This is a genomic window from Paractinoplanes tereljensis (assembly GCF_016862435.1).
In the GTDB taxonomy this organism is placed as follows: domain Bacteria; phylum Actinomycetota; class Actinomycetes; order Mycobacteriales; family Micromonosporaceae; genus Actinoplanes; species Actinoplanes tereljensis.
Genome location: NZ_BOMY01000055.1, coordinates 11,291 through 37,031, shown reverse-complemented (window position 1 = coordinate 37,031; position 25,741 = coordinate 11,291). Strand labels below are relative to the sequence as shown.

At 73.2% G+C, this 25,741-nt stretch carries 16 protein-coding genes and 1 pseudogene; 4 read left to right on the top strand and 13 right to left on the bottom strand.

All coding sequences use genetic code 11. From position 1 onward, the window contains the following. Positions 1-491: 491 nt before the first annotated feature. The 10 genes and pseudogenes from Ate02nite_RS42855 to Ate02nite_RS42810 all read right to left on the bottom strand — a co-directional run bounded on the left by Ate02nite_RS42855 (position 492) and on the right by Ate02nite_RS42810 (position 12,665). Positions 492-2,477, bottom strand: coding sequence for a response regulator (locus tag Ate02nite_RS42855; protein WP_203813700.1), 1,986 nt, complete (start codon positions 2,475-2,477; stop codon positions 492-494). Next, entirely contained in the window at positions 2,474-3,523 is a 1,050-nt protein-coding gene (cheB, locus tag Ate02nite_RS42850) for a chemotaxis-specific protein-glutamate methyltransferase CheB (protein ID WP_203813699.1), read from the bottom strand. Before cheB ends, Ate02nite_RS42855 begins: the two co-directional genes overlap by 4 nt. Continuing rightward, a complete protein-coding gene (locus tag Ate02nite_RS42845; protein ID WP_203813698.1) occupies positions 3,523-5,559 on the bottom strand; it encodes a hybrid sensor histidine kinase/response regulator in 2,037 nt (678 codons plus the stop codon). Before Ate02nite_RS42845 ends, cheB begins: the two co-directional genes overlap by 1 nt. A gap of 2 nt (positions 5,560-5,561) precedes the next feature. Further along, positions 5,562-7,031, bottom strand: coding sequence for a methyl-accepting chemotaxis protein (locus Ate02nite_RS42840; RefSeq protein ID WP_239148125.1), 1,470 nt, complete (start codon positions 7,029-7,031; stop codon positions 5,562-5,564). Continuing rightward, on the bottom strand, positions 7,028-7,564 hold the full coding sequence (locus Ate02nite_RS42835) for a chemotaxis protein CheW (protein ID WP_203813697.1): 537 nt from the start codon (positions 7,562-7,564) through the stop codon (positions 7,028-7,030). The genes Ate02nite_RS42840 and Ate02nite_RS42835 overlap by 4 nt, the downstream gene beginning before the upstream one ends. Continuing rightward, a complete protein-coding gene (locus tag Ate02nite_RS42830; RefSeq protein ID WP_203813696.1) occupies positions 7,561-8,949 on the bottom strand; it encodes a CheR family methyltransferase in 1,389 nt (462 codons plus the stop codon). Before Ate02nite_RS42830 ends, Ate02nite_RS42835 begins: the two co-directional genes overlap by 4 nt. Next, positions 8,946-9,425: a chemotaxis protein CheW gene (locus tag Ate02nite_RS42825; RefSeq protein WP_203813695.1), complete on the bottom strand. Its 480-nt coding sequence runs from the start codon at positions 9,423-9,425 to the stop codon at positions 8,946-8,948. Before Ate02nite_RS42825 ends, Ate02nite_RS42830 begins: the two co-directional genes overlap by 4 nt. A 44-nt stretch (positions 9,426-9,469) precedes the next feature. Next, complete coding sequence (locus Ate02nite_RS42820) at positions 9,470-10,654, bottom strand: ABC transporter permease (protein WP_203813694.1); 1,185 nt, start codon at positions 10,652-10,654, stop codon at positions 9,470-9,472. Then, positions 10,654-11,325: pseudogene (locus Ate02nite_RS42815) on the bottom strand (ABC transporter ATP-binding protein); the annotation flags it as partial. The pseudogene Ate02nite_RS42815 and the gene Ate02nite_RS42820, both read right to left, overlap by 1 nt. Beyond that, positions 11,322-12,665: an efflux RND transporter periplasmic adaptor subunit gene (locus tag Ate02nite_RS42810; protein ID WP_307873302.1), complete on the bottom strand. Its 1,344-nt coding sequence runs from the start codon at positions 12,663-12,665 to the stop codon at positions 11,322-11,324. The gene Ate02nite_RS42810 and the pseudogene Ate02nite_RS42815, both read right to left, overlap by 4 nt. A 142-nt stretch (positions 12,666-12,807) precedes the next feature. On the opposite strand from Ate02nite_RS42810, the gene Ate02nite_RS42805 reads away from it, so the two are divergent. Further along, entirely contained in the window at positions 12,808-12,981 is a 174-nt protein-coding gene (locus Ate02nite_RS42805) for a hypothetical protein (RefSeq protein WP_203813692.1), read from the top strand. A 53-nt stretch (positions 12,982-13,034) separates the two neighbouring features. On the opposite strand, the gene Ate02nite_RS42800 is transcribed toward Ate02nite_RS42805, so the two are convergent. Both Ate02nite_RS42800 and Ate02nite_RS42795 read right to left on the bottom strand, forming a co-directional pair. Continuing rightward, a complete protein-coding gene (locus Ate02nite_RS42800; protein WP_239148124.1) occupies positions 13,035-13,790 on the bottom strand; it encodes a L,D-transpeptidase family protein in 756 nt (251 codons plus the stop codon). A gap of 149 nt (positions 13,791-13,939) precedes the next feature. Further along, positions 13,940-14,839, bottom strand: a complete 900-nt coding sequence (locus Ate02nite_RS42795) for a CAP domain-containing protein (protein WP_203813691.1) — start codon at positions 14,837-14,839, stop codon at positions 13,940-13,942. Between the two features lie 211 nt (positions 14,840-15,050). Between Ate02nite_RS42795 and Ate02nite_RS42790 the strand changes: the two genes are divergently transcribed. The 3 genes from Ate02nite_RS42790 (at position 15,051) to Ate02nite_RS42780 (ending at position 18,410) form a co-directional block, all read left to right on the top strand. Next, on the top strand, positions 15,051-16,430 hold the full coding sequence (locus tag Ate02nite_RS42790; RefSeq protein ID WP_203813690.1) for an acyltransferase family protein: 1,380 nt from the start codon (positions 15,051-15,053) through the stop codon (positions 16,428-16,430). A gap of 68 nt (positions 16,431-16,498) precedes the next feature. Continuing rightward, positions 16,499-17,335: an EamA family transporter gene (locus Ate02nite_RS42785; protein WP_239148123.1), complete on the top strand. Its 837-nt coding sequence runs from the start codon at positions 16,499-16,501 to the stop codon at positions 17,333-17,335. A 40-nt stretch (positions 17,336-17,375) separates the two neighbouring features. Next, positions 17,376-18,410: a GGDEF domain-containing protein gene (locus Ate02nite_RS42780; RefSeq protein WP_203813689.1), complete on the top strand. Its 1,035-nt coding sequence runs from the start codon at positions 17,376-17,378 to the stop codon at positions 18,408-18,410. Here the strand turns inward: Ate02nite_RS42780 and Ate02nite_RS42775 are convergent, their stop codons facing one another. Beyond that, positions 18,411-25,244 (bottom strand): hypothetical protein, encoded by a 6,834-nt coding sequence (locus Ate02nite_RS42775; protein ID WP_203813688.1) that lies wholly within the window; start codon positions 25,242-25,244, stop codon positions 18,411-18,413. Positions 25,245-25,741: the final 497 nt, after the last annotated feature.

The window sequence follows — 25,741 nt, the reverse complement described above, 5'->3', positions numbered from 1 at the left end:
CGCAAGCTCCAGGATCGTGGGGTCACTGAATCCGTAACGATGCGCAATTGGCTTCGCTGCGGACTCGGTAATCCTGCACGTTATCTGAGATGAATCGGGGGCGACGTCAGCGTTGTGTTGCGCGACGGTCGGCAGTTGTTTCCAACCGTCCATGCCGTGCGAATTTACCCGAACGGCCAACTGGCCTCGCACTTGGGGGTGGCCAACCAGTCAGGCTCCACACGCTATTGGGCGGAACACCCACAGGTCAAGGCGTGTTTCTCAGTAAAGCGATATAACCGATAAATCGGTCATCTCAGGCTTGTAGCATCTGATCTTCCAAAGTCGACATTTCGGATCTAACGCTGACTTAATGCGCAGATAATGACCATCCGCGCTTCCCGGAAATCGCCCGAACACCGTCGTGTTAAATCCTTGTGAAAGACCCGATAGCACTTCACATATTTTCAGAAGTCGTTTCAAATTTAATCAGTATCGATTTAGCTGAAACGTTATCCGTGACGGCGCGCTTGCGCTCTGCGTTCGTTTGCGGCCGGAATCGCTGATGGGAGCGTGAACCAGAAGGTCGCACCCTGCCCGTTCTCTCCGTCGGCCCAGATGTCGCCGCCGTGCCGCTCCACCGCCCGATGGACAGTCGTCAATCCGATCCCGGTTCCCGGGAAGTCCTCGGCCTTGTGCAGCCGGGCGAACGGCCGGAAGAGTTCGCCCGCCTGCCCGGCCGGGAACCCGGCCCCGTTGTCCCGGACGTAGAACCCCTCGGGCGCGGCGCCGATCTCCACCGCCGGCGTGTCGACCTTGCCGGTGAACTTCACCGCGTTGTTGATCAGGTTCTCCAGGATGACCCGGACCAGGCCCTCGTCGGCGTCCACCCGCATGTCCTCGTGCACCCGGTAGGCGACCTTGCGGGCCGGGTAGCGCGCCTCGACGTCGGAGATCACCTGCCAGGTGGTCGCGGTCAGGTCGAACTCCTCCCGGCGCAGCTCGCCGCGGCTGGCCCGGGCCAGGATCAGCAGCGACTCCACCAGGTCGGCCATCCGGTTCGCGGCCGCCTGGATCCGGCTCAGCCGGCGCTTGGCCTCCGGGCTCAGCGGATCGTCCTCGTCATCCATCATGTGCTCGGCGAAGCTGCTGATCACCTGGAGCGGCCCGCGCAGGTCGTGCGACACCGAGCCGGAGAACGCCTCCAGCTCCCGGTTGCGCCACTCCAGCTCCTCGACCAGCGAGGCCCGGGTCTCGGCCAGCTGCCGGGCCGAGCGTTCCTCGGCCGCGTCCAGCTCGCGGCGCATCAGCTCCTCGCGGATCCGGCGGCTCTCGTCGTGCGACTGCTTGCGTCGGATCTGGGTCCGCACGTGCGCCCGCAGCGCCTCCGACCCGGCCCCCGAGCGCACGTAGTCGTCGGCGCCGGCGGCCAGGCAGGCCAGCATGTCGTCGTCGTTCTCGCCGGTCATCACCACCGGTGTCTCACCGATCACCGGCACGTCCTTGATCCGCCGGCAGGCGTCCCGGCCCAGGTCGCCGCCGAGGCCGAGCCCGAGCACGATGCAGTCGACCGGCTGCTCGGCGAGCAGGTCGAGGGCGTCCTCGGTGCCCGCGACCGGCACCACGTCGTACCCGTCGGCCCGCAGCGCGCCGGCCAGCTCGCCCAGCCGTTCCCGGTCCGGGGTGAGCGCGAGCACCTTGCTCGGCCCGTGCAGGCTGCCGGTCACCTCGATCGGCAGCTGCTCCGAGCTCTGCCGCAGCACGGCGTTCAGCTTGGCCGGCACGATCGCCAGGTTCTGCTGCTTGCGCACGAACGCGTCGGCCCCGGCGTCGAGCATCTGCAGCTCGGTGGCGTAGTCGTCGGCCGCGGTCATCAGGATGCACGGGATGTCGCGTAGCGCCGGGTCGAGGCGCACCCGGCGGATCACGGTGGCGCCGTCGATGCCCGGCATCACCCCGTCCACGATGATCGCCTGCGGGCGGCGGTCGGCCGCGGTGCGCAGGCCCTCCTCGCCGCTGGACGCGGTGACGACCGCGTACCCCTCGGACTCCAGCAGCTCGCGCAGCTGCTCGCGGAAGGTCATGCTGTCGTCGATCACCAGGACCGTGGTGCGGTCGTCCAGCACCGGCGCGTCGCCGAGCAGCTGCCGCACCCGGGCCATCACGTAACCGGCGTCGTACGGCTTACCGACGTACTCGTCGGCCCCGATGCGCAGGCCGGCCAGCCGGTCGGCCACCTCGTCCTCGCTGGACAGCAGCACGGTGACCACCCGGCCGAGCTCGGGCGTGGCGCGCAGCTCGCGCAGCAGTTCCAGGCCGTCGGCGTCGGGCAGCAGCACGTCCAGCACGGCGGCGTCGAAGCCGCCGGCGGCGAACGCGGTCCGGGCCTCGGCGCCGGTCGCGCAGAGGATCGTGGTGAAGCCGTCGGCCGTGAACGTGTCGTGCAGGTCCATCCGTACGGTCAGGCTGTCGTCGACGATGAGCACCGTGAAAGTCATCGCCGACTCCCGGTGGGCTGCAGCTCGGCGATCCGGGCCGCGATCCGGGCGGGTGGCAGGACGTACGCGGCCGCGCCGAGCAGGGCGGCCTCCCGTGGCATCCCGTAGACGACGCAGCTGGCCTCGTCCTGGGCGAAGGTGACCGCGCCGTGCGAGCGCATCCGCAGCAGCCCCTCGGCGCCGTCCCGGCCCATGCCGGTGAGCAGGCACCCGGCCGCCTTGTCGCCGCACTCGTCGGCGACCGACTCGAACAGCACGTCCACCGAGGGCCGGCAGGAGTGCCGGGCCGCCGCGTCGCTGAGCCGCAGCACCCCGTCGCGTACCAGCAGATGCCGGTCCGGCGGGGCGAGCACCACCCGGCCGGCCAGCGACTCGATCGGCGTCCAGTCCCGGGCGTAGGTGACGTCGCGGCTGGTCTGCCCGCCCAGCCAGTCGGAGAACGCCACCGCGAACGGTTCGCTGGCCGCGATGTGCTGCACGCACAGGATCGGCGGCTGGAAGCCGGCCGGCAGCGTGCGCAGCAGGTCGGTGAGCGCGCGCGGCCCGCCGGTGGAGGCGCCGACCGCGACCAGGCGCAGGGTTTCCCGGGGCGGGGCATCCATCGGAAATGGGTCGGGCCGGCGGCCGTCGAGGCGGGCCCGCGGGTGGGTGATCACCCGGATCCGGGACACCAGGCGTACGGCCGAACGCAGCCGCCGTCCCCAGTCCGCATCGGTGTCGTCGCCGCGCGGCTTCTCCAGCACGTCGACTGCCCCGGCAGCCAGGGCGTTGTAGGTGCTGAACAGCTCCTGCCGGTCGGCCGACGACACCACCAGGATCGGGGTGGGGTGCTCGGCCATGATGTGCTCGGTCGCGGCCAGCCCGCTCATCGTCGGCAGCATCATGTCCATGGTCACGACGTCGGGACGGAGCCGGCCGACCAGCTCGATCGCCTCCTTGCCGTCCGCCGCCTCTCCGACAACATGTAGGTCCGGGTCGGCGGCGAGCGACTCGCGCAGGTGACCGCGCATCGTTGCGGAGTCCTCCACCAGCAGCACCCGAATCATCAGAGGATCAGCCTCCGGATGTGCGCGAGCAGCTCCTCCTGGTTGAACTCGCCCTTGATGACGTAGGCGGAGGCGCCGACCTCCTCGCCGCGGCGGCGGTCCTCGGCCGAGGCGCGCGAACTGACCAGGATGGCCGGGATGTGCCCGAGCGTCGGATCGGCCCGGGTGGTGGCCACGAAGCCGAACCCGTCCATGCCGGGCATGTCGATGTCGGTGAGGAACAGGCCGTAGTCGCGGCGGTGCGCGCGGTCCAGGCCCTCCTCGGCCGAGGCGGCCAGGTCCACCTCGTAGCCGGCCGACTCGAGGATGCTGCGCTCCAGCATCCGGGTGGTCAGCGAGTCGTCCACCACCAGGATCGGCATCCGCGGCTTGCCCGGGTCCGGCGGCGCGCCGGCCACCATGACGTCGCGGTGCGCCTCGGCGACCAGGCCGTGCGCGTCCAGGACGAGCCGCGGGTTGCCGTCCGAGTCGATCGCGACGCCGCCGATCACCGGCGTGGCCGGGGCCAGGTCGGGCAGCGGCCGGGCGACGAGCGTGCTGGTGCCGGCCAGCCGGTCCACGCCGACGGCGACGGTGTCGTCGTCGGCGACAAGCACCACGGCGACCCCGGCGCCGGTGGTGTCCGGCGCGGACAGGGACATGGTGCGGGCCAGCGGCAGGAACGGTACGACCTGGCCCTCGTGCGCGAACCGGCCGGTGGCGGCGGCGGTGACCGCGTCGCCGGCCGGCAGCCGCACACACTGGCGCACCGCGTCCAGCGGCATCGTCGCGACCATGCCGCCGGCCTCGACGATCAGGCCGTTCATGCTGAGCAGGGTCAGCGGCACCGAGATCTCCACGGTGGCGCCCTGGCCGGGCCGGTTGTCGATGTTCACGGCCCCACCCAGCTGCAGCGCCACGTCGCGGGCCACGTCCATCCCGATGCCCCGGCCGGCCACCTCGGTGACCGCCCCCGAGGTGCTGATCCCGCCGTGCAGCACCAGGTCGATCAGCTCCTGCTGGCCGGGTTCGCGGCCCTCGGGCAGCAGGCCCCGGGCGTGTGCCACCCGGCGCAGCGCGGTCAGGTCGAAGCCGCGGCCGTCGTCGGTGCACCGGAAGTAGACCCATCGGCCGCGCCGCTCGACGTCGACGCTGATCGACCCCTCGTCCGGCTTGCCGGCCGCCTTCCGGGTGGCCGCCGACTCGATGCCGTGCACCACCGCGTTGCGGACGACGTGCAGGAACGCGCCGTTTATCTGGTTGAGCACGTTCGGGCCCATCCGGGTCTCGGCGCCGTGCGCGGCGAACCGGACCCGCTTGCCCTCCGCCTCGGCCGCGTCGTGCACCGCCCGGTGCAGTGCGGTGAAGATCGTCCCGGCGGCGACCAGGCGCAGCCCCTCGGCCCGGCCGCGCACCTCGTCGAGTTCCCGCTCCACCTGGTCGACGGCGTCGGTGAGCCGGCGGCCCAGCACCCCGATCTCGCCGGCCAGCCGCTGCACGGCCGAGCGGGCCCCGGCGTCACCGGCCGCCCGGCCGACCCGCAGCCGGTCGCCGAGCGCCTCCACGCCGCGGTGCAGCCGGGACAGGGTGCGGCTGCCGTCGCGCAGCGGCGCGATCCGGGCGCTGGCCTCGCCGATCGCGTCGAGCAGCTCGTCGAGGTCGGCGGTGGCCGCGCGGGGAGCCGGCTCGTCGTCCTCGGCCATCTCGACCGGCTTGTTCTCCGGCGGTGGGGCCGCGGGCTTCTCGAGTTCGCCCACGAACCGGGCGATCTCGTCGTTGAGCCGCAGCAGCTCGCGCATCTCCTCCGCGGGCACCAGCACCGGAGTCTCGCCGCGATGCGGTACCAGGACATCCTCGAACTCGTGGGCCCGGTCGGCGATCTCGCTCTGCTTCACCACCCGGGCCGCGCCCTTGAGCGTGTGCGCGTACCGCAGCAGCCGGGCCACCAGGTCCGGGGCCGGCTCCTGATCCAGGTCGAGCACGGCCGCGCTGATCTGGTCGACCAGTTCGCGCGCCTCGATCCGGAAGTAGCGCAGCGGGTCCCGGGCTTCGGCCATGGTCAGTGCCGTCCGGTGCCGACCAGGTCGAGCAGGTCACCGGAGAGCGTGCTGAGGTGGGCCGCGGTCTGCTTGGTCTGTACCGCGCTGGCCTCGGTCTCCCGGCTGGCCCGGGCGGTGTCCGAGGCGGCCGAGCTGACCTGCTCGACGGCCGTGCTCTGCTGCTTGGTGGACAGCTCGATCTCCCGGGTGGCGTCGCTGGTGGTGGCGACCAGCTGGGCGATCCGGCGGAACGAGTTGGTCGCGTCGTCGAACTGCCGGGAGCCGGCGTCGACCGCCTTGGCGCCGATCTCGGTGGCCATCACGGTGGTGTTCACCGCGCCGCGGACGTCCTCGATCATCGCCCGGATCTCCTTGGCCGACCCGGCCGTCCGGTCGGCCAGCTTGCGGATCTCCTCGGCCACCACGGCGAACCGGCGGCCCCACTCGCCGGCCCCGCTGGCCTCGATGGTCGCGTTGATGGCCAGGATGTTGGTCTGCTCGGCCAGCTCCGACACCAGGTCGACGACCCCGCCGATCTGCTGCGACTTCTCGCCTAGCGCCAGCATGTGCTGCACGATCTGATCGACCTGGGTGCGGATCGCGGTGATCGAGGCGCGGGTCTGGTCGATGGTGGCGTCGCCGGTGCGGGCCGCGTCGGCGGTGTCCTCGGCGACCTTGGAGACCCGCTGGCAGCTGTCCGCGATCTGCCGCGAGGTGATCAGCAACTCGCTGATCGTCGTGGTGATCTCGTTCATCGCGCTGGCCTGGTCCCGGCCGCCGGACGCCTGCTGGGCCGCCGCCGCCTCCAGCTGCGCCGACGAGCTCTGGATGTGCCCGACCGCGGCGCCCACCTCGCGGCGCAGGTCGCGGCTGAGCCGCCAGGCCACCGCGGCTGAGCCGAGGATCAGCACCCCGCCCAGGCCGATGATGAAGATCATCGCCCACATGGCCCGGTCCGACGACTCGGTGCGGGTCTTGGCCATCGTCGTGCGTACCCGCTCGATCAGGGTTTCGATGGCGCCGAGCAGGGCCTCCCGGGCCGGCTTGGCCCGCGGGTCGTTGAGCACGTCGATGTTGAGCACGGCCATGTTCTGCCGCTTGGTGATCAGTTCGGCGACCACCGAATTGTGGGTCACCTCGAGGGTCGACACCGTGTCCAGCAGCCGGATCGCGGTCGGGTCGTCGTCGAGCGTCGAACGCAACGCGCTGACCTGGGCGAGGAACTCGGCGCGGTCGGCGTTGGTGGCGGTCAGCCACTCCGCCGACTTGCCCAGCATGAACGCCCGGTAGTCACTGATCCGGCGCTCGATGGTGGCACTGAGCTCGGTGGCGCCGACCAGTCCCTCGGACGCCTCCTTGATCACCGCGTCCTTGGTGGTCACCACGTAGCGCAGGGCCAGTACCGACGTCGCGGTCATCAGCAGGGTGAGCGCGAGCGTAAGCCCGAAGCTGGCCGCCAGTTTGAACCCGAAGGTCCGTCCCGACATCATCCCGTTGCCTCCTCGGTACCCGGTGCGTGCCCGGCAAGCGTGTGGACGGCGGCCCGGGCGGACGGCACGTCGATGATCGGGCGGGCGGCGCCGTCGAGCGTGGCCATCCCGCGCAGGACGCCCCGCCGGCCGGCCCCACCGGCCTCGCCGATGATCGCCTCGGCGGCGACCCGCACGTGCCCGTCCACCTCGTGGAAGGCGAAGCCGAGCGGCGGCGTGCCGGTGGCCAGCACCAGCCAGCGCGGCCGGTCGGTGACCGGGTGCCCGAGCAGGGCGGCCAGGTCGTACACCGGGATCACGGTCCCGGCGAAACCGGCCAGCCCGAGCAGCGCCGGCAACGGGCCGGGCAGCGGGGTGACCGGCCGGTCCGGGTGCAGGCCGGCGGTCTGCGCCAGCCGCAGGGCGTACGGGCGCCCGCCGGCCTTGATCGCCAGCAGTTCCACGTGCCCGGAGTCGTGGCTGCCCAGCGGCTGGGCGAAGGACCGGTCGAAGTCCGACCGCAGCCGGGTGATCCGGCGTTCGACAGTGGTCATCGGCGCACCCCGCAGGCGTCCAGTTCGGCCCGGCACAGCGTGGTCAGCGCGATCCGGCCGAATCCGCCGCCGAACAGGGTGATCCGCAGATCGTCCTCGGCCGGCAGCAGAGCGAGGGCGCGTTCCAGCTCGGTCGCCGCGGTGCGCTCGTCGCCGCCGCGCCGGGCCAGCTGCCCGAGCCGCAGCCGGGGCAGCGCGAAGTCCGGGTCGAGGTAGGCGGCGAGCCGGTACTGCGCGACCGCGTCGCCGACCGCCGTGGCGGCGTCCAGGCAGAGCCCGAGCAGCTGGTGTGCGTCCGGGTTGAGCCCGTTGTCGTCGATCAGCCGGCGGGCCGTGTCGATCGCGTCGTCGAGCCGGCCGGCCTGGGCCAGCAGCACGCCCCGCAGCAGCCGCTCGTGCGGTTGACGCGGGTCCGGCAGCAGGGCGAGCGCGTCGGCGAACCGCTCGTCGCCGAGCAGGACCACCGCCTTCTGGTACCCGTCGTCGGTCGCCGGCGGCGGATCTGTCCGGGCCGGCCGGACCGGAACCGGCGTCGGCCGGGGCACCGGCGGGGGAACGATGGCCGACGGCAACGGGCGCCGGTAGTAGAACGCCTCGTGGGTCTGCCGCAGTTCGAGGCCGGCCGGGTCGGCGCCGAGCGAGTCGGTATGTCCGAGGAACAGGTACCCGCCGGGGGCCAGGGCCGTGGTCATCCGGGCCACCAGGGCCTGCGCCACCGCCGGGACCAGGTACATCAGCAGGTTCCGGCAGAAGATCACGTCGTACTGGCCGGGCCGCCACAGTATGTCGTCGGTCTCGGCGACGTTGTGCTGCCGGAACTGCACCAGGCGCCGGATCTCGTCGTCCACGTGGTAGCCGCGCTCGCCGGCCCGGAACCAGCGGCGTTTCACCGCGTCCGGCGTCTCGCGCAGCGACCAACCCGAGTACCAGCCCTCGGCGGCCTGGCCCAGCACCGCCGGGTTGGCGTCCACCCCGAGCACGCTGACCAGCCAGTCCGGGCCGGGCAGCGCCTCCTTCGCGGAGATCGCCAGGCTGTACGCCTCCTCGCCGGACGAGCAGGCCACCGACAGCAGGCGTAGCGCCCGCTGCGCCGACCGGTCCCGCAGCCGCTGGGGCAGGGCCTCCTCGCGCAGCGCCTTGAACTGTTCGCCGTGCCGGAAGAAGTAGGTCTCGGTGATGCTCAGGTGCTCGATGAGCTCGGTCATCTCGGTGTTCCACGGGCGGGCGGCGAGCCGGTTGAGGTATTCGCCGCGGCTCATCCGGTGCACGTGGGCCCGCTCGACCAGCAGCGGGCCGAGCTGCCCGGCGTCGCGGTCGCTGAAGGTCCAGCCCAGCCACCGCGCGAGCAGCTCCCGGAACCGGCCGGCCTCGGCGTCGGCGGTCATCCGACGACCGCCGCGGCGGCGGCTTCCCAGACCTCGTCCGGCACCGCGCGCATGCTCTGCAGCAGCAGCAACGGTTCGGCGCCGATCGTGCCGACGCCCGCGACCAGCCGGCTGGACCGGCCGCCGAGCAGGGCCGGGTGGCCGCCGGTGGCGCTCGCGTCGACGTCCCGGATGCCGATGATCTCGCCGGTGGCCAGGGCGACCGCGCCGCGTTCGGTGCGGACCGCGACGTACCGCTGGGGTTCGCCCTGGTCGCCGCGCAGCAGCCGGTTGACGTCGATCACCGGGATCGGCACGCCGCGGATCACGCTGATCCCGAGGACGAAGGCCGGGGTGCCGGAGAGCGGCTGGGTGTCGAGCGGCCGCATGGTCTCGATGACCTCGTCCAGCCGCAGGGCGCAGAGCAGTGGGCCAGCACGGAACACGAGCGCCGCCATGACGGCCTCGACCTCCGGCAGTTGCCCGTATTGCCGCACCAGCCGAGATTATCGAGCTTTGAGGGATTAAATCCGAGTTTTGCTCACTCTGTGCGCAGCGCGACCACCGGGTCGAGCCGACCGGCCCGCTGTGCCGGGATCACCCCGAAGATGATGCCCACCGCGGCCGACACCCCGAAGGCCAGCGCGAGGGACCACCAGGTCACCGCGGCCGGGACCGGGGTGAGCCGGTCGACAAGCAGCGCGGCCGAGATGCCCAGGGCCATCCCGAGGACCCCGCCGATGGTGGTCAGCAGGACCGCCTCGAGCAGGAACTGCACGCCGATGTCCCGCGGGCGGGCGCCGACCGCCTTGCGCAGGCCGATCTCCTTGGTGCGCTCGCGCACCGACACCAGCATGATGTTGGAGACGCCGACGCCGCCGACCAGCAGGCTGATCCCGGCGATCGCGGCCAGCACCCCGGTCAGCACGCCGAGGATGTCGCCCAGCACGCCGAGGATCTGCTCCTGGGTGACCGCGCTGAAGTCGGTGTCCGGGTGGCGTTTGACCAGGGCGGCCACCACCGCGCTGCCGAGCGCGTCGATCCGGTCGCGGTCGGGGGCGCGGATGGCGAGACCGTCGATGCGCTGGGTGCCGAGCAGCCGCTGGGCCGCGGTGACCGGCACGTGCACCTCGCTGTCCCGGTCGACGCCGAGGCTCTGCCCGAGTTCCTCGAAGGTGCCGATCACCCGGAACCGCACCCCGCCGATGGTGATCTGCCGGCCGATCGGGTCCCGGTCGCCGAACAGCGCCTTGGCGGTGCCGGCGCCGAGCACCGCGACCCGCCGCCCGGTGGTCACGTCGGTCCTGGTCAGATAAGACCCGCGGTCGAGACGCCGGACGAAGACGTCCGGCGTGGTTTCCAAAACCCCCTGCATGCTGGCGTACGCCTCGCGAGAGCCGGCCCGTACCGTCTCCCCGGAGCTGATCGTGACCGCGACCCGCGACCGGTCGCCGACCACCCGGATGACCGCGTCGACGTCGTCCATGGTCAGCGTGGACGCGGTCGGCGCGGCGCCCGGGTCGAGCCGGCCCGGCACCACGATCAGCAGGTTCGAGCCGAGGCCCTCGACCTGCTGCTCGATCTGCCGCTTGGTCCCGGTGCCGATGGCGACGAGCGCGACCACCGCCCCGACGCCGATGACCACGCCGAGCATGGTCAGGATGCTGCGCAGCCGATTCGCCCGCAGCGCGTCGATGGCGACCCGCCAAGCCTCCGCGACTCTCATGACACGATCAGCCCGTCGCGCATGACGATCTGCCGGTGCGCCCGCCCGGCCACCTCGCGGTCGTGAGTCACCAGCACCACCGCCACCCCGTCGGCGTTCAGCGTCTCCAAGAGTCCGAGCACCTGCTCGCCGGTGGTCGAGTCGAGGTTGCCGGTCGGCTCGTCGGCCAGCAGCACCGACGGCCCGGTGACCAGCGCACGGGCGATCGCCACCCGCTGCTGCTCGCCGCCGGACATCTGGTTGGGCCGGTGGTCGAGCCGGTGCCCGAGGCCGACCCGCTCGAGCATCTCGGCCGCCCGGGCCCGCCGCTCCCTGCGCCCGACCCCGCGATAGACCAGCGGCAGCGCGACGTTGTCCCGGGCCGTGGTGCGGGCGAGCAGGTGGAAGGACTGGAAGACGAACCCGATGGTCTCGTTGCGCAGCAGGGCCATCTCGGCCGGGCCGAGCGTCGCCACGTCCCGCCCGCCGATCCGTAGCGTGCCGCTGGACGGCCGGTCGAGCGCGCCGAGCAGGTGCATGAGGGTCGACTTGCCGGAACCGGAGGTGCCCACGATCGCCACGTAGTCGGTGGCCGACACGGTCAGCGACACGCCCCGCAGCGCCGAGACGAACACGCCGTCCAGGTCATAGGTGCGGGTCACGTCGACCGCGACGATCGCGGGCTCGGTCATGGCACCTTTTCGCCGGACTTGACCAGGTCGGCGCCGCCCACCACGACCGGCTGGCCGGCGTCCAGGCCCGAGGTCACCTGCACCACGTCTTCGCCCTGAACACCGACCTTGACGGAAACCCGCTGGTAGCGGCCGTTCCGGACGGTCCACACGGTGTCCTGGCCGTCGGCGTTGACGATCGCCGACGCGGGCACGGTCACCGCGTCGGCGGCCTCCCGCACCTGCAGCCGCACCACGGCGCTCATCCCGGGCCGGGGCGTCGGCGCTTTGGTGCCGTCGTCGTACTTCCCGGCGGCCAGGTCGAGCCGCACCCGGTAGGACACGCCGCCCTGGGCCGAGGTGGTGGGCAGCAGGTCGACCGCGCGCACGGTGGCCGCGTAGGAGGCGCCGGTCGCGGCGTCCAGCTCGACGGCGGCGGTGATGCCCGGCTGCACCAGCAGCACGTCGGTCTCGTCGACCTGGGCGCTCAGCCCGAGCGCGGACACGTCGACGATCGTCACGATCGGCGTGCCGGCCGCGACGTAGGCGCCCTTGGGTACCGCGGTGTCGACCCCCGGGAGAGAGGTGGACGCGGCCGGGGCGGAGCCGCCGGAGAGCAGGTCGGTCAGTGACGAGGTCGCGGCGCCGCCGGTGGCCGGCCCACCGAACTGGACCACGCCGGCCACCGGGGCCCGCAGGGTCAGCGCTTCCACGGCCGCGTCGGCCAGCTCGTACGCCTGCTGGGCCTGCAATTTCTGGGCCGCGGAGAGTGACTCGACCGCCTGGCCGAGCGAAGCGACCCCACGCTGGACCGACCGCAGCGTGGCGGCGGCCGCCGCCGACGCGGCCTGATACTGCTGCTCGGCCGCGTCGACCTGCTTGAGGAGTACGCCCCGCAGGTTGGCATCGGTGATCTTGCCGGCCGCGTCCCGGGCGTCGTCGAACGCGGTGGCCGCCTGCTTGTCGGTCTTCCGTCGCACCGCGGTGTAACCGGCGGTGCTCAGCCCGGCCGAACCGCCACCCCGGGAGGCCTGGTCGAGCGCCTTGGCCGCGGAATCCCGGCGGGCCTCCAGATCGGGGGAGTCGATCACCGCCACCACGGTGCCCTTGTTGACCTTCTGTCCGGCCTCGACGCGCAGCTCGGCGAGGGTGCCGGCGGCCGGCGCGCTGAGCGTGGCGGCGGCCCGCGCGGTCACCGAGCCCGGGGCCTCGACGATCTCGCCGACCGTGCCGCGGGACGCCGACCCGACCGTGATGCCGTCGTCGTCGCTGCCGCAGGAGGCCGCGGTGAGCGACACCAGCATGACGATGGCGAGCGCGAGAACCTCGGGTCGGATGCGGGCGCGAAAGGGGCGGGACACGCCCGCAACCTTAGGCCGTCGCCAGTCGGATCGCTTACACCGAGGCCACCTGCTTGACCCGGGGAGGCACCCTGAGTGAACCGCCCCCACGGCCCCACCGTACCTGTTTGGACAACGTGACCGTGAAGGACGTGACGCAGCGATGCAGCGAGCCGACGAGTTGACCGTGGTGCACCACGACGACACCGAGAGCCGGTTCCAGGACGTGACATACACCCTGAGCCGGGAGGGCTTACGCCTGGTGACGGCCCGCGGCGACGAGCAGTTGATACCCCGCCACGAGGTCCTCACCACCCACGCGCGCAAGGCCGCCTAGAAACAGCAAAGCCCGGACCCCATCCGTGGAGTCCGGGCTTCAAAGGATCCGGATCAGGTTCCCGGGCGACGCCCGAACACCTTCACCGTGGAGCCGATCTTGCCGAGGCTGTAGTACTTCGTCGCGTCCTGCGGCAGCAGGTTCACGCAGCCGTGCGAACCACGCCACATGTCGTGGATGTAGGTGGTGGTCTGGTGGAAACCGCGCCCGCCGATGAACCGCTGCCAGTACGGCAACCAGACGTGGTACGGGTCCGACCACTCCTTCTTGGTCCGCTTGTTGATTTTGAAGGTGCCGGCCGGCGTCTCGTAGTTGTTCATGCCGGTACGGGTGACCGTCGGCTTGACGAGCACCTTGCCGTCCTTCATCACCCAGGTGGTCTGGTGGGTGAGGTCGACACAGAAGGTAAGGCCGGTCTTCTTGGCCTTGCACGCGGCCGTGTTGGACGCCGCGAGGCGCTTGGCCACGTCGTTCGTCGTCGGGCCGGCCAGACCGGAGGCCGGCTTGATGCCGAACCGGGTCTGGAACTTCTTGATGGCCGCACAATCGGTGGCGGACTGCTTGCCGTCCACCGTGAGCGTGCCGTAGCCGCCGATCTTGTTGAGGTTGCCCTCGACCTGCTTCTGGAACTTACCGGTGGCACAGCTCGCGGCCGCCGCCTGCGTGACCACCGAGGTGGTCACGACCTTGGCCGCCGGTGCGGTGCGCACCGCAGCACCGGCGCCCGCAGGCGTCAGTGCCACACCGAGACCGCCGCCCACCAGGGTCGCCAAAACGACCCCGGTGAGGCGGGCGGAAGCCCGTCTCACTACCAACTTGGTCCTCCCCAGGACATGTGTTCGCACATCGAAACACAACCGGGCTCGCCTCGGTGTGTGGGGAACGACCGTGGCGCGAATCTGTGAGATGTTTTCGGTTCGCGCCGGATTCAGTTGAGGGAAGACGGGTTGCAGAACCCTTAGCTTTGGGGTGTCGCGAAGTCCTGCACCCAGTAAGTGGTGCGGTCGCGGGTGACGGCCAGGCCGGCGCCCATCTGGTGCAGCCGGCAATCCATGATGTTCTCCCGGTGCGCCGGGCTGTGCATCCAGCCGTCGACCACCTCGAACGGGCTGTCCGCGCCGCGGGCGATGTTCTCGCCGTACCTCTTCCAGCGGTAACCGGCCTCGCTCACCCGGTCCCCGGCGCTGTCGCCGTCGGGCGACTCGTGCGCGAAGTAGTCGCGGCGGGCCATGTCGGCCGCGTGCTCGTTGGCCGCCTCGATCAGCCGCCGGTCCACCGCCACGGCGTCGCAGCCGCCGCGCCGCCGGTTCTGGTTGACCAGCGTCAGGATCTGCTGCTGCCAGCGCGCGTACGGGCTGGACGACACGTCGGCCCGGGTGACGTCCTGGCGGGCGGTGGCGAGCAGGCCGTCCGCGGCCGTGGCGGGTTGCTGGGCGAAGCCGAGGGTCTGCCTCTTCGGCTGCTGCGCAGCCGGGCGCTGCGGCGCCGCGGCAACCCGGTTCTGGTCGCGCGGTTCGGGCCGCTCCGGCTCGGCGTCCGGCGTCTCCCGTACGGCGTCCGGATCATCAGGATCGCCGTCCCCGTCCCGTACGGCATCGGGGTCCTCCACAACGGAGCCGTCACCGGCGTCGTCGGCGTTCCCCACCACGGGTTCCTCGTCGACGTCATCAGCGTCGTCGACGAAGTCCCCGGTGTCGTCCGAGTCGTCCCCGAACTGCGGCCACCCCCACAGGCTCGGCATGCTGAAGCCGAACGGCTCGTCCGGCGTTTCCGACGCACCCGCCGCCGTGGCCAGGACCCCGCCTCCGAGCAACATCGCCGACGCCGCGGCGCACACCACCACCAGAGGTTTCCGCATTTCCCAGTAAGTCCCATCGAGTCGCGGGCGTCCGGCCTCCCCGGTCGCCCTCGCCAGGGGACAACGTCACAAACCGGCCACGGTCACCATGGGCGTCGCACAACCGCACAGACAATTCGGACAGTTCATCCCTTCGGGGTAAGCCTGCGCGGCCTTTCTGGCGACCGCTCGGCGGTCCCGCCGACCGGGCAGTGATGGCTACCGTTCCCCGGTGCGAAATCGCTACCTGGACCTGCTCCGTGCCGCGGCAATCGTCCGGGTGATCATCTACCACCTGTTCGGCTGGCCCTGGCTGTCCATCCTGCTGCCCGCGATGGGCATCATGTTCGCGCTGGCCGGCTCGCTCGCCGCCGCTTCCCTGGACAAGCGGGCCGCCGGGCAGGTGGTCCTCTCCCGGGTGCGGCGGCTGCTGCCCCCGTTGTGGCTGCTCGGCCTGGTCGCCGTACCCGTCATGCTGGTCGCCGGCTGGGCGACCGAGATCGACAGCGACCATCCGTTCAGCATCGGCCGGTTGTTCTTCTGGCTGCTGCCGATCGCCGACCCACCCGGCAGTGACCTGGCCATCGACGCCTGGGAACCGCTCTGGTACCTGCGCGCCTACCTCTGGTTCATCCTGCTCTCGCCGGTCATGTACGCCCTCTACCGGCGGATCGGCTGGGGGGCGGTGGCCGCGCCGCTACTGGTGATGGGCTTCCTCGACCTGACCGGGTTCAGCCTGCCGGATACCGCCGACGCGGCCCTGTGGGACTTCGTCACCTACGGCGCCTGCTGGATCGCCGGGTTCGCCCACCACGACGGCCGGCTGGCCCGGGTCAAGCCCTGGATCGCGTACCCGGCCGCGGCGGTGATGGGGGCGGTCGCGCTGTGGTGGATGAACGGCCACCAGGGGGAGGACCCCTGGGACCTGAACGACGTGGCCGAGTCGCAGGCCCTCTGGTCGCTGGCCTTCGTCCTGCTGGTGCTGCGCTGGCAGCCCAGCATGGAATGGCTGGCCAAGTTCAAGCCCCTCGACGGGGCGGTGACCCTGCTCAACGCACGGGCCGTCACGGTCTATCTCTGGCACAACATCGCGATCGCCGCGGTCTGGCCGGTGCTCACCTTCATCGCCCTCGACGACCTGGAGGGCGACCTGGCCATCGCGGTCGACTTCGGCGTCGCCATGGCCCTCACCCTGGTGGCGGTGGTCTGCTTCGGCTGGGCCGAGGACCTGGCCGCCCGCCGGTCGCCCCGGCTGTGGCCCGCCTCCAGCCGGCCCGCGGCGGCTGCCCCCGCCCCGGAAATGGAGCCGGAGCCGGAGCCGGAGCCGGAACCGCTGCCGGTCGGCGCCGGAGCCGCGATGGCACCGGCGCCGGCCCCGGAGGTCGACCCCGTCCCGGAGCGCGTCGCCGCCGCCCGGCACGCCATGCTCGGTGTGGAGAACGACCGGGATCTCGGTATGCCGGTGGCCGGCCGCCCGGCCGCCCACCACCCGCCCGGCGAGCCGGTCGACCACGCCGGCCGCTCCTGGCCGCCCCGGTCCCCGGCGGCGGACAGCCTCGACGGCCAGCCCGACTGGTTCCGCGGGCGACGCGGGAGCGACCAGCCCGAATAGAGGTGTGCCTGCTCACCCCGGCGGCATCCGGCGACTCCGGCCGGTCGCCGCCGGGGGAGGCTCACCCGGTGAAACGCCCCGAGGTGCCCGCACCCCTGCTCGTGCTGCTGGCGATCGTCTCGGTGCAGTTCGGCTCGGCGGTCGCCCGCACACTTTTCGACGATCTCGGCGCGGCCGGGGTCACCCTCCTCCGGCTGGCCCTCGCCGCGGTGATCCTGGGGGTGGTCACCCGGCCCGCCCTGCGCGGCTGGTCCGGCGCGGCCTGGCGGGCCGCCGCCCTGCTCGGCGTGGTGATGGCCGGGATGAACCTGATCTTCTACCTGGCCCTGCGGACCGTGCCGCTCGGCATCGCGGTCACCGTCGAGTTCCTCGGGCCGCTGCTGCTCGCCGTCGTGCAGACCCGCCGCCTGCTCGACCTGGTGTGGGCCGCGCTGGCGGCCGGCGGCGTGATCCTGCTGGGCACCGCGAACGGCGGCTCCGCTCCGCTCGGCGGCCTGCTGCTGGCGTTCCTGGCCGGGCTCTTCTGGGCCGGTTACATCGTGTTCAGCGCCGAACTGGGCGGGCTGGTCCCCGGCACCGGCGGGCTGACCGTCTCGCTGGCCGTGGCGGCACTGCTGGTGCTGCCGTTCGGCGCGAGCGGTGCGACCGCCGTACTGGATGATCCTCGTCTGTTGATCGGCGGCGTCGCCGTCGCCCTGCTCTCCTCGGTCCTCTCCTACGGCCTGGAGATCAACGCGCTGCGCCGCATCCCCACCCGGGTCTTCGGGATCCTGATGAGCCTCGAACCGGCCGGCGCGGCCATCGCCGGCCTGCTCGTCCTGCACCAGCGCCTCGGCGTGGTGGAGATCGTCGCCCTGGTGCTGGTGACCGCGGCCAGCGCCGGAGTGACCCTGGCCCGCGCCTGAAACTCTCAACTGCGTGCCGCCCGGACCGAAGTGATCCCTCGTGCGGTTTCAGTTGCGTGACCAGGCCGGGGCATCCCGTTCCGTCGCGTACCTGTTGATGGGTGCCGGGCCGTTCATGTTCGTCACCGGCGTGATCCTGCCGGACAACCGGACGATCACCGGCGTCAGCGTCTTCGCCGTACTCACCGTCGTGCTCGGCGTCGGCGGGGCGATCTGCCGGTGGCGCCCCGAGCGGGTGCCGTGGGTGATGTGGCTGCTCGCGCCCTACCTCGGCGTAGGCCTGGTGACCGCGCTCAACCTGGCCACCGCCGACGCCAGCACCGGCGCCCAGTTCTTCTACCTGTGGCCGGTCCTGTACGCCGCGAACTTCCTCAGCCGCACCGGGAACTACCTGGTCCTCACCCTGGTCTCGGCCGGCAACGCGGCCGTCGTCTTCCCGGTCGAGGGCGCCAACCGGGGCCTGTCCGACTGGGCGTCGCTGACCGTCGCGATGATCCTCACCGCGATCGTGGTCAACTCGCTGCGGCTGCGCAACGACCGGCTGCGCGACGTCCTGGAGACCCAGGCGTACGCGGATCCGCTCACCGGCGTGGCCAACCGCCGCTCGTTCGACGGCGAACTGGCCCGCGCGGTCGTCTGGGCCAACCGCGGCACCGAGCCGATCGCCCTGCTCACCATCGACATCGACTACTTCAAGAAGATCAACGACACCTGGGGCCACGGCGTTGGCGACATGGCCCTGCAGTCGGTCGCCGACGCGCTGCGCACGGTCGCCCGCCGCGAGGACGACGTGGTCGGCCGGCTCGGCGGCGACGAGTTCGTGGTGCTGCTGCGCACCGACCGGATGGGTGCCCGCCGCGCCGCGGATGAGATCCGGGCCGCCGTCGCGAAGATCGAGGACCTGCCGAGCGGCCCACCCGGCCTCAGCATCGGCGTGGCCGTGCTACCCGACCACGCCGGGACCGCGATCGAACTCGGCCACGCCTCGGACACCGCCCTCTACGAGGCCAAACAGGCCGGCCGGGGCCGCACGGCGATGGCTCACCCGCCGACCCCGCTCCCGCTCAGCGGTTGATCAGGCTTCCTTCCGGGGGTACGGGCCCCAGCCGTCCCGCAGCACGTGGATGTACACGGCTTCCAGGCAAACCCCGATCCGCTCGGCGAGTTCCTGATCCTCCGGCTCACCCAGCCGTACGGCCCGGGCGAAGTGATCGAGCGCCTCCATGTGCCGTCCCTGGTCGAAGCAGCTGCGTCCGGCGTTCTCGTGGACGACGCTGCGCAACGGGTCGGGGACGTCCGCTTTTGCCGCCTTGGCGAACAACCGGTCGGCCTCCTCGTAGTCCTTGCGCAGCCGCAGCACGTGCGCCAGCTCGGCCTGCGCGATCACCGTCGACTGGGTGTGCTGCGCCGACTCGGCGTGCGCGAGCGCCAGCCGGCTCGCGGCCGCGGCCATGCCGAGCTCCCCGAGCAGCCGGTAGACCTCGGCCCGCACGGCCAGCAGCCCCGCCTTGGCGACGTTGTCGGTCTCGTCGGCGAGCGGCTCGTCCAGCCGTTCCCCGAGCTCCCGCAGCGCGTCCTTGTTGTCGACCACTTCCCGCAGGGTCCCACCGTCGAGCCGCCACCGGATGGCCTCGAGGTCGGCCGCCGACAGCACAGCCTTCTCGACCAGCTCAACCACCGGCTCGGAGGGAACCAGCGCGGCGCCTCGCTCCGCCTCGTCCGGCGCCGCTTCGGTGTTGTCGTCCTGATCGGTCTGTTCGTCCCCGTCGCTCTGGTCGTTCTGGTGGGAAACGTCCGGCTCGGCGTCGAGCACGACCCCGTTGAGCAGCCCCGCCAGATCCAGGTCGAGCACCATGCCGTCGCCGCCGTCCCCCACCGGTTTGACCGAGGGAGCGGGCGGATCCGACTTGTTGAACCACTGCCCGACGAACGCGGTGTCAGCGGCCCGCCGAGGCTCCTGATCGGGCCCGGACACCATGAGCTTGCCGATCGGCCGCAGGTTGTGCAGCGTCCCGTCCGGATCCATGTACGGCGCCGCATGCGCCCCGGGCCGCCCCTGCTCCGCTGCCGCCGCGTCCGCTGCCGCCGCGTCACCGGCGTCCGGCGCCCCGTGCCGCGGAGCCTTGGGCGCCGCGACCGGTGCACCAGGCACGGCCCCGTCCACCGAAGGCCGCTGCATCGGCACCGCGATCCGAGCGGCCCCGGCCCCGCTGTCACCGTCCGGCGCCGGCTTCTCGGGTGCGAGCGCAGCCTGCTGCGAGCCATCGGGCCGAGCCGTCGCGCCCTGCGGTGCCACAGCCGCTGCGTGCTGAGCCGCGGCGTGACCGGCGGCGGCCGGCTGGGCGGCGTCGTGACCGGGCTCGGCCTGCTGCGGCACCGCCGGTTGCCCAGTTGCCGCTTCCGGCGCGGCCGCGTGGCCGGGCTTTGCTTGGTGCTGGCCGCCGCCGCGCCCAGGCGTTGCCTGCTGCGGCGCGGCGTGGCCGGGCGTTGCTTGCTGCGGCGCGGCGTGGCTGGGCGTGCCCTGGTCCTGGGCAGCCGTCCGCGCGGGGCGAACCATCGGCTGCGTCGGCACGTCGTCCTGCGGCGTGGCGGCCGGCGAGACCGGCCGCGCGGAGCCGCCCTGCTGCGGCGGGGTGCCCACCGGGCCGGCCGGACGCGGCCCGCGCCTCCCAGCGGGTGCGCTGACCGGGGCCGAAGCCAGCGAAGTGGGCCGGCTGCTGTGGGCGCCGGGCATCTGATCGGCCGGCGGCCGGGTCTGTTCGGTTCCGGCGGCCGATGGCCGGGTCTGTTCGGCGCCGGAGACCGGCGGCCGGGGCCAAGCGGCCGGGTCCTGATCCGCGGGTGTGGAAGCGGCCGGCCGTGCCGGGGTGCCGGCCGGAGGCCGGCCAGCGGTAGGCATCGGCGAAACCGGAACATCGACCGGACCGCGCGCGGCGGCCGGCGAGACCGGCGTGACCGGGGGAGCCTGCCGCGCGGTCGGGGCCCCGCCCGGCGAGCCTGCGTAGGCGGTCGGAGCGTTCGGCGAAGCCTGCGCGTTAGGCGGGGCCTGGACGCCCGGCGGCACCTGCCCGGCAATCGGCAGCTGCGCGGCCGGCATGACCTGAGCAGCGGGCGGCCGCTGCGCGACCGGCGAGGCGGCCGAGACCTGCGCGGCCGGCGGCAGCTGGGTGCCCGGCGGCACCTGCGATCCGGGCGGCGTCTGGACGCCCGGCCGCACCGGCGGCTGGAGCGTGGCCGGCCGGGTTGCGGCCGGAGGAGCCGAGGCGGCGGGCACGTCGTAGCCGGGGACCGGACCGGGCCGCGCCGGCTGGTTCGGGTCGGTCTGCGGGCGCGGGGCGCTGGGGGAGATGGGCCGGGACAGGCCACTCACCGGCAGGGACGCCGGAGGCGCCTCGTCCGGCACCATCGACCAGGGCCCGCCGTCCGACTCGGAGAGCGTGACGTGCGCGGTGCGCGGAGTCCGGCGCGAGCGCGGCGGCCCGTCCGGCCCGTTGAGGCGGCTGCCGGTCTCCCACGGAGACTGCATCTGGGAGCCGGTCTCCCACGGCGCCTGCGGCCCGGGCTGCGCCGGCGTCTGCGGCCGGTTCTGCGGCTGCGGCGCCGGCATGCGGGTGCCGGTCTGCTCCGGCGCTTGCATCCGCGTTCCGGTTTCCCAGGGCGACTGCGCCTGGGGAGCGTTTTGTTGCGGTTGCTGCGCTTGGGGGCCGTTTTGCAGGGGTGCTGCCATGCGGGTGCCGGTCTGGTCCGGCGTCTGCATCCGTGTCCCGGTTTCCCAGGGCGACTGCGCTTGGGGGCCGTTTTGTTGCGGTTGCTGCGTCTGCGGGCCGGTTTGCGGTTGGCCCTGCATGCGTGTGCCGGTCTGGTCGGGTGCCGGCATGCGCGTGCCGGTTTCCCACGGCGACTGTGCCTGCGGGCCGTTCTGCTGCGATGGCTGCGTCTGCGGGCCGGTTTGTGGCTGGCCCTGCATGCGTGTGCCGGTCTGGTCAGGCGCCTGCATGCGAGTGCTGGTATCCCACGGCGACTGCGCCTGTGGGCCGGTTTGCTGGGGGGCCGGCATGCGGGTGCCGGTTTCCCATGGGGCCTGCATGCGGGAGCTGGTGTCCCACGGCGAACCGGCCTGGTGGGCAGGGCCCGCGTGGGCGGCCGGGAGTTGCTGGCCGGAGGCGTCGGGGCGCGGCGAGCCGGCGGTGCGCTGGTCCTGGCCGGGCGCGCCGGTGCCCGGTCGCGGGGTGCCCTGCTCGGCCGCGGCGGCCGCGGCGGCCGGGCGCTGCTGCGGGGACGCCGGGTCGGCGGCCGGTGGGCGGGCGGTGCCGGGACGCCGGGCCGGGTCGGGGCCGGCCGGACGGGCCTGCTGGCCGGGTGTGCCGTCGGCGCCGGGGATGATCGGCGTCGCCGGGCGATGCTGGGGGCCGGCCGCCGGGCGGCGGTCGGCAGGGGTGTCCGTGGTTGGTGTCGGGGTAGCCGGCGGCGGGGCGACCACGCGGGCGGCCGGGGTAGCCGGGGTCGTGCCGATCACGCGCGGCGGCTCGGGTTCGGCCTTCTTGACCACGCGGGGGACCGGGGCGGGCTCCTCGCGGCTGATCACCTTCGGCTGGGTGGGCGGTGGGGTCTTGCTGAGCACCCGCGGGCCCTGGCCGCCGTACTCGTCGGACTGCTCGTCGGCCGCGGCCGGGAGTTCCGCGCCTTTAGCGTCCGGGCCGGTTGGCTCGTCGTTCCAGGTGGCTTCGCCCTCGATGTCCCAGGAGGTGACCCGGCGGCCGTCCTCGGACCAGCCCTCCTCGGCGGCGGGCTCTTCCCAGCCGGTGCCCTCGACGGCTCGGTCGTCGTCGCCGGCCCAGGCGACATGCTCGCCGGGGCGGCCGTCACCGCTCCACGCGGCGGGCTGCTCCGACCAGGTGGTCCGGTCGTCGGCGCGACGGTCGTCCCAGCCGCTGCCGCCGACCGGGCGGAAGCCCTGGTCGTAGTCGCCGATCGCGGTGATCGGCGGCCGTCCGTCGGTGCGCCGGCCACGATCGTCGGCGGCCCGGCGGCGTCCCTCCCGCTCGGACCGCGGGTCCAGCTCGTCCGGGCGGCGTTCGTCCGGGCGCCGCTCGTCGCGGCTCCCGTCGGGCCGCCGCACGGCCAGGTCGTCGCCGTCAGCCGGGTCCCAGAACGCGGTGCGCTCGCCCATCCGGCCACTCGGCCGGCGGCGCGGGTCGGCCATCCGCGGATCGGTGGTTTCCGGCCGGCGCAGGCGCGAGTCGGTGCTGTCGAGGTCGGCCGAACGCCGCAGCCGCGAGTCGGTGCTGTCGACGTCGCCCGGTCGGCGGAGCCGTGAGTCGGTGCTGTCCAGGTCGGCCGGACGTCGCAACCGCGAGTCGGTGATGTCCAGCTCGCTGTCGATCGGCCGCCGGATCCGTGGATCGGTCCGCTCGCCCGGTCGCGCCCGCCGGTCGCCGCGCTCAAAGGCGACCTCATCCCCGGCCCGCCGCCGCTCGTCCCGGCCCGGACCACGGTCCTGACCAGCGCGCCCATCCTGACCAGCGCGCATGTCCTGACCAGGGCGTCCGTCTTGACCAGGGCGTCCGTCCTGAACCGGCCGGCGCCCGGCCTGCTCTGGGAGCCCTCCCTGAGCCGCACGCCCACCCTGAGCGGGACGCCCGTCCTCGGGTCGCCGGTACAGCTCTTCGGGATTGACCGGCGGCCGCAGCCCGGGGACCTGGGCCCGCCCACTCACGGCCGGCGGCCCGTAGGCCTCGGCGCCACGCGTATCCGCCCCGAGCTCAGCACTTCGCGGGTCGGCCGCACGCTGGTCAGCGCCGCGCGGATCGACACCGCGCGGATCGACACCGCGCGGGTCAGCGCCGCGCTGGTCAGCGCCGCGACGCGGCTGCTCAGCCTGCGGTCCGGCGGCTCGCCCACCCTGCGGCACGGCGGCTCGCCCCGGAGCGCCGTCCGGCGCGGCGGCGCCGCGCGCGGACCGTCCATCCTGCGGTGCGGCACCCGGCCGGGACTCTCCATTTTGCGGCGCGGAAACACGCCCGGACTGTCCATCCGGGACTGCGGAACCACGTGCGGGCGGTCCGGCCTGGGGAGCGGCGCCCTGCGGCCCGGCGGGCCGTCCGGGCGGCGCATCCTGCGCTGCGGCACCCCGAGCCACCGGCCCGGCCTGCGGCGCGGCGCCCTGCGCTCCGGCGACTCGTGCGGCCTGCCCACCCTGCGCTCCGGCAGCCCGCCCTGCCTGCCCGCCCTGCGTTCCGGCGGCCGGGGCTGCCTGGCCGCCCTGCGGCGCGGCACCCTGGCTCGGCTGCGCGGCCTGCGGTTCCACGTCCTGCCCGGGCTGGCCGCTCAGCGAGACAACGCCCCGTCCGGTCGCCGGGGCCGGGCCCGGCGGCAGAGCCGGCGGCGGGGTCGTGCCCGGGGCCGGCTGGTCGCCGGGCTTCGGCTTCGCGGCCCGGCCGTCCTGGTCGGCGTTCTTCTTCCGGCGCAGCCATCCGCGCTTGCTCTTCGGCGTCTCTTCCTCGACCGGCGCGGCCGCGGCGGCAGCCGCTTGCGCAGCCTCCGGCGCCTCGACCCGCTCGTCGCGGACCGGCGGCTGCGGCCGGGCCGGATCCAGGCCCGCGAGCTCGGCGGCGTCCTGCCCGGTCCAAGTGCCCTGACCAGCCGGATCGTCGACCCACGCGACGCGGTCCCCGCGCTGCGGCGAACCGCCCTCGGACCACTCGGCGTGCTGCGTGACGTCGTTCGCCCGGCTGACCCGCTCGCCGCGCTGCGGCACGTCGCCGGGGCGGTTGCCGCGCTGCGGCACGTCGCCGGAGCGAGTGCCACGCTCGCCGCGCTGCGGCGCGTCGCCCGGCTGGCCGCCGAGGTCGCGCTGCGGCTGGTCGCCGACGAAGTCGGAGCGAAGCGGTGCCCCGCCCCGTGGAGGCACGTCGCCGACCCAGTCGGCACGTGTCGGCGCCTCGCCGGGCCGCCCGCCGCGCGGGGGCACGTCGCCGACGAAGTCGGAGCGAAGCGGTGCCCCGCCACGCGAGGGCACGTCTCCGGCCCAGTCGGCGCGCTGCGGTGCCGGGCCCCGCTGGCCGCGCTGCGGCGCGTCGTCGGCCCACTCGGCGCCGCCGGCACGTCGCGGGGTGTCGCCGGACCATCCGGTGCGGCCGCCGCGCTCGGGCCGGTTCTCGTCGGTCCAGCCGGTGTCGTCGACCCACTCGGTGCGGCCACGCTGCGCGTTCCCGGACCGGCCGCCGCGCTGCGGCTCGCCGGACGCTGCGGGTCGTCCACTACGCGCCGGGTCGGCGGGCGAGCCGGGTCGTCCACCGCGCGCCGGGTCGGCGGGAAAGCCGGGTCGGCCACCACGAGCCGGGTCGCCGGGGCGGCCACCGCGAGCCGGGTCGCCTGGCCGGCCGCCGCGCTGCGGCTCGCCGGGGGAGGCCGGTCGGGCACCCCGCCCGGACCGGCCCGCGCGGCCGAGGTTCTCGTCGGCCGGGGTTACCCGGGTGGTGGTCGTCGGGCCGTGGCCGTAGGCGGCCAGGTCGCGGTGGTCGAAGGGCTCGTCGATGTCGTCCTGGAAGTCGCCGAAGCGGTCGTCGCGGCGCTGCCGGACGTCGCCGGTGCTCGGGATCGGGTAGTCCGGGGCGTCGAAGTCGGCGCCCAGCTCGGGGCGGTTGAAGTCGATGTCGGCGAACTCGTCGCCGGCCAGGTTGGGCGCGGACGTGTCGACCGGGGCGAAGTCCGGGTCGTCGAGCCAGCTCGGGCGCTGCGAGTCGAACGCCACCTGGGGCTTGCGGCTGCCGGTGGCACGTTGCCGGCGGCGGGCGGCGAGCTCGTCGACGGGAGTGTCGACGTCGCCGGAACGACGGGTGGGAATGACCGGATCGGGCGCTGATCGTTTCTGGAATTGACGTTCCTGAACGACCGCCGAATTCGGCATGATGGAATACTCAGAGTATTCGTCTTCCCAGTATTCGTCGTCCTCGAAGCTCATGCGGCGGCCCCGTCCGGGAGTAGCCCGGCTAAGAGCCCTGAGCCCCAGTGCCGCATTGCTCCCCCGTCTCGTCGCCCCAGTGCCCGGATAGTCCCCCCATCCGGCGGTTGTGGAAGGTTAACCACGCTTTTGCGCGGTGCGCCAGCACCCTCGGGAGCGTGCCGCACGGCCCGGTGGCGGCGCGGTGACCGAGAGTCGGCGCCGACGTCGCGCGGACCGCATGGGTTTCCTCTGCCATGACTACGCGTGGGCGCCGCGAACAGTTCAAACACGTTTTCCCGGGCACGGATCGTCGGCGTGGAATAACGCGTGGTCACCGCTTTCCAGATCGTGGACTTAAGGAATTCTTAAACCCGTTTTGAGGATCCCCACGACCTCGTTAGGTGGACAGGGGGTGGCGAAGACCACTCCCGCGCGGCGCGGATCATGGTCCTCGGGGATGT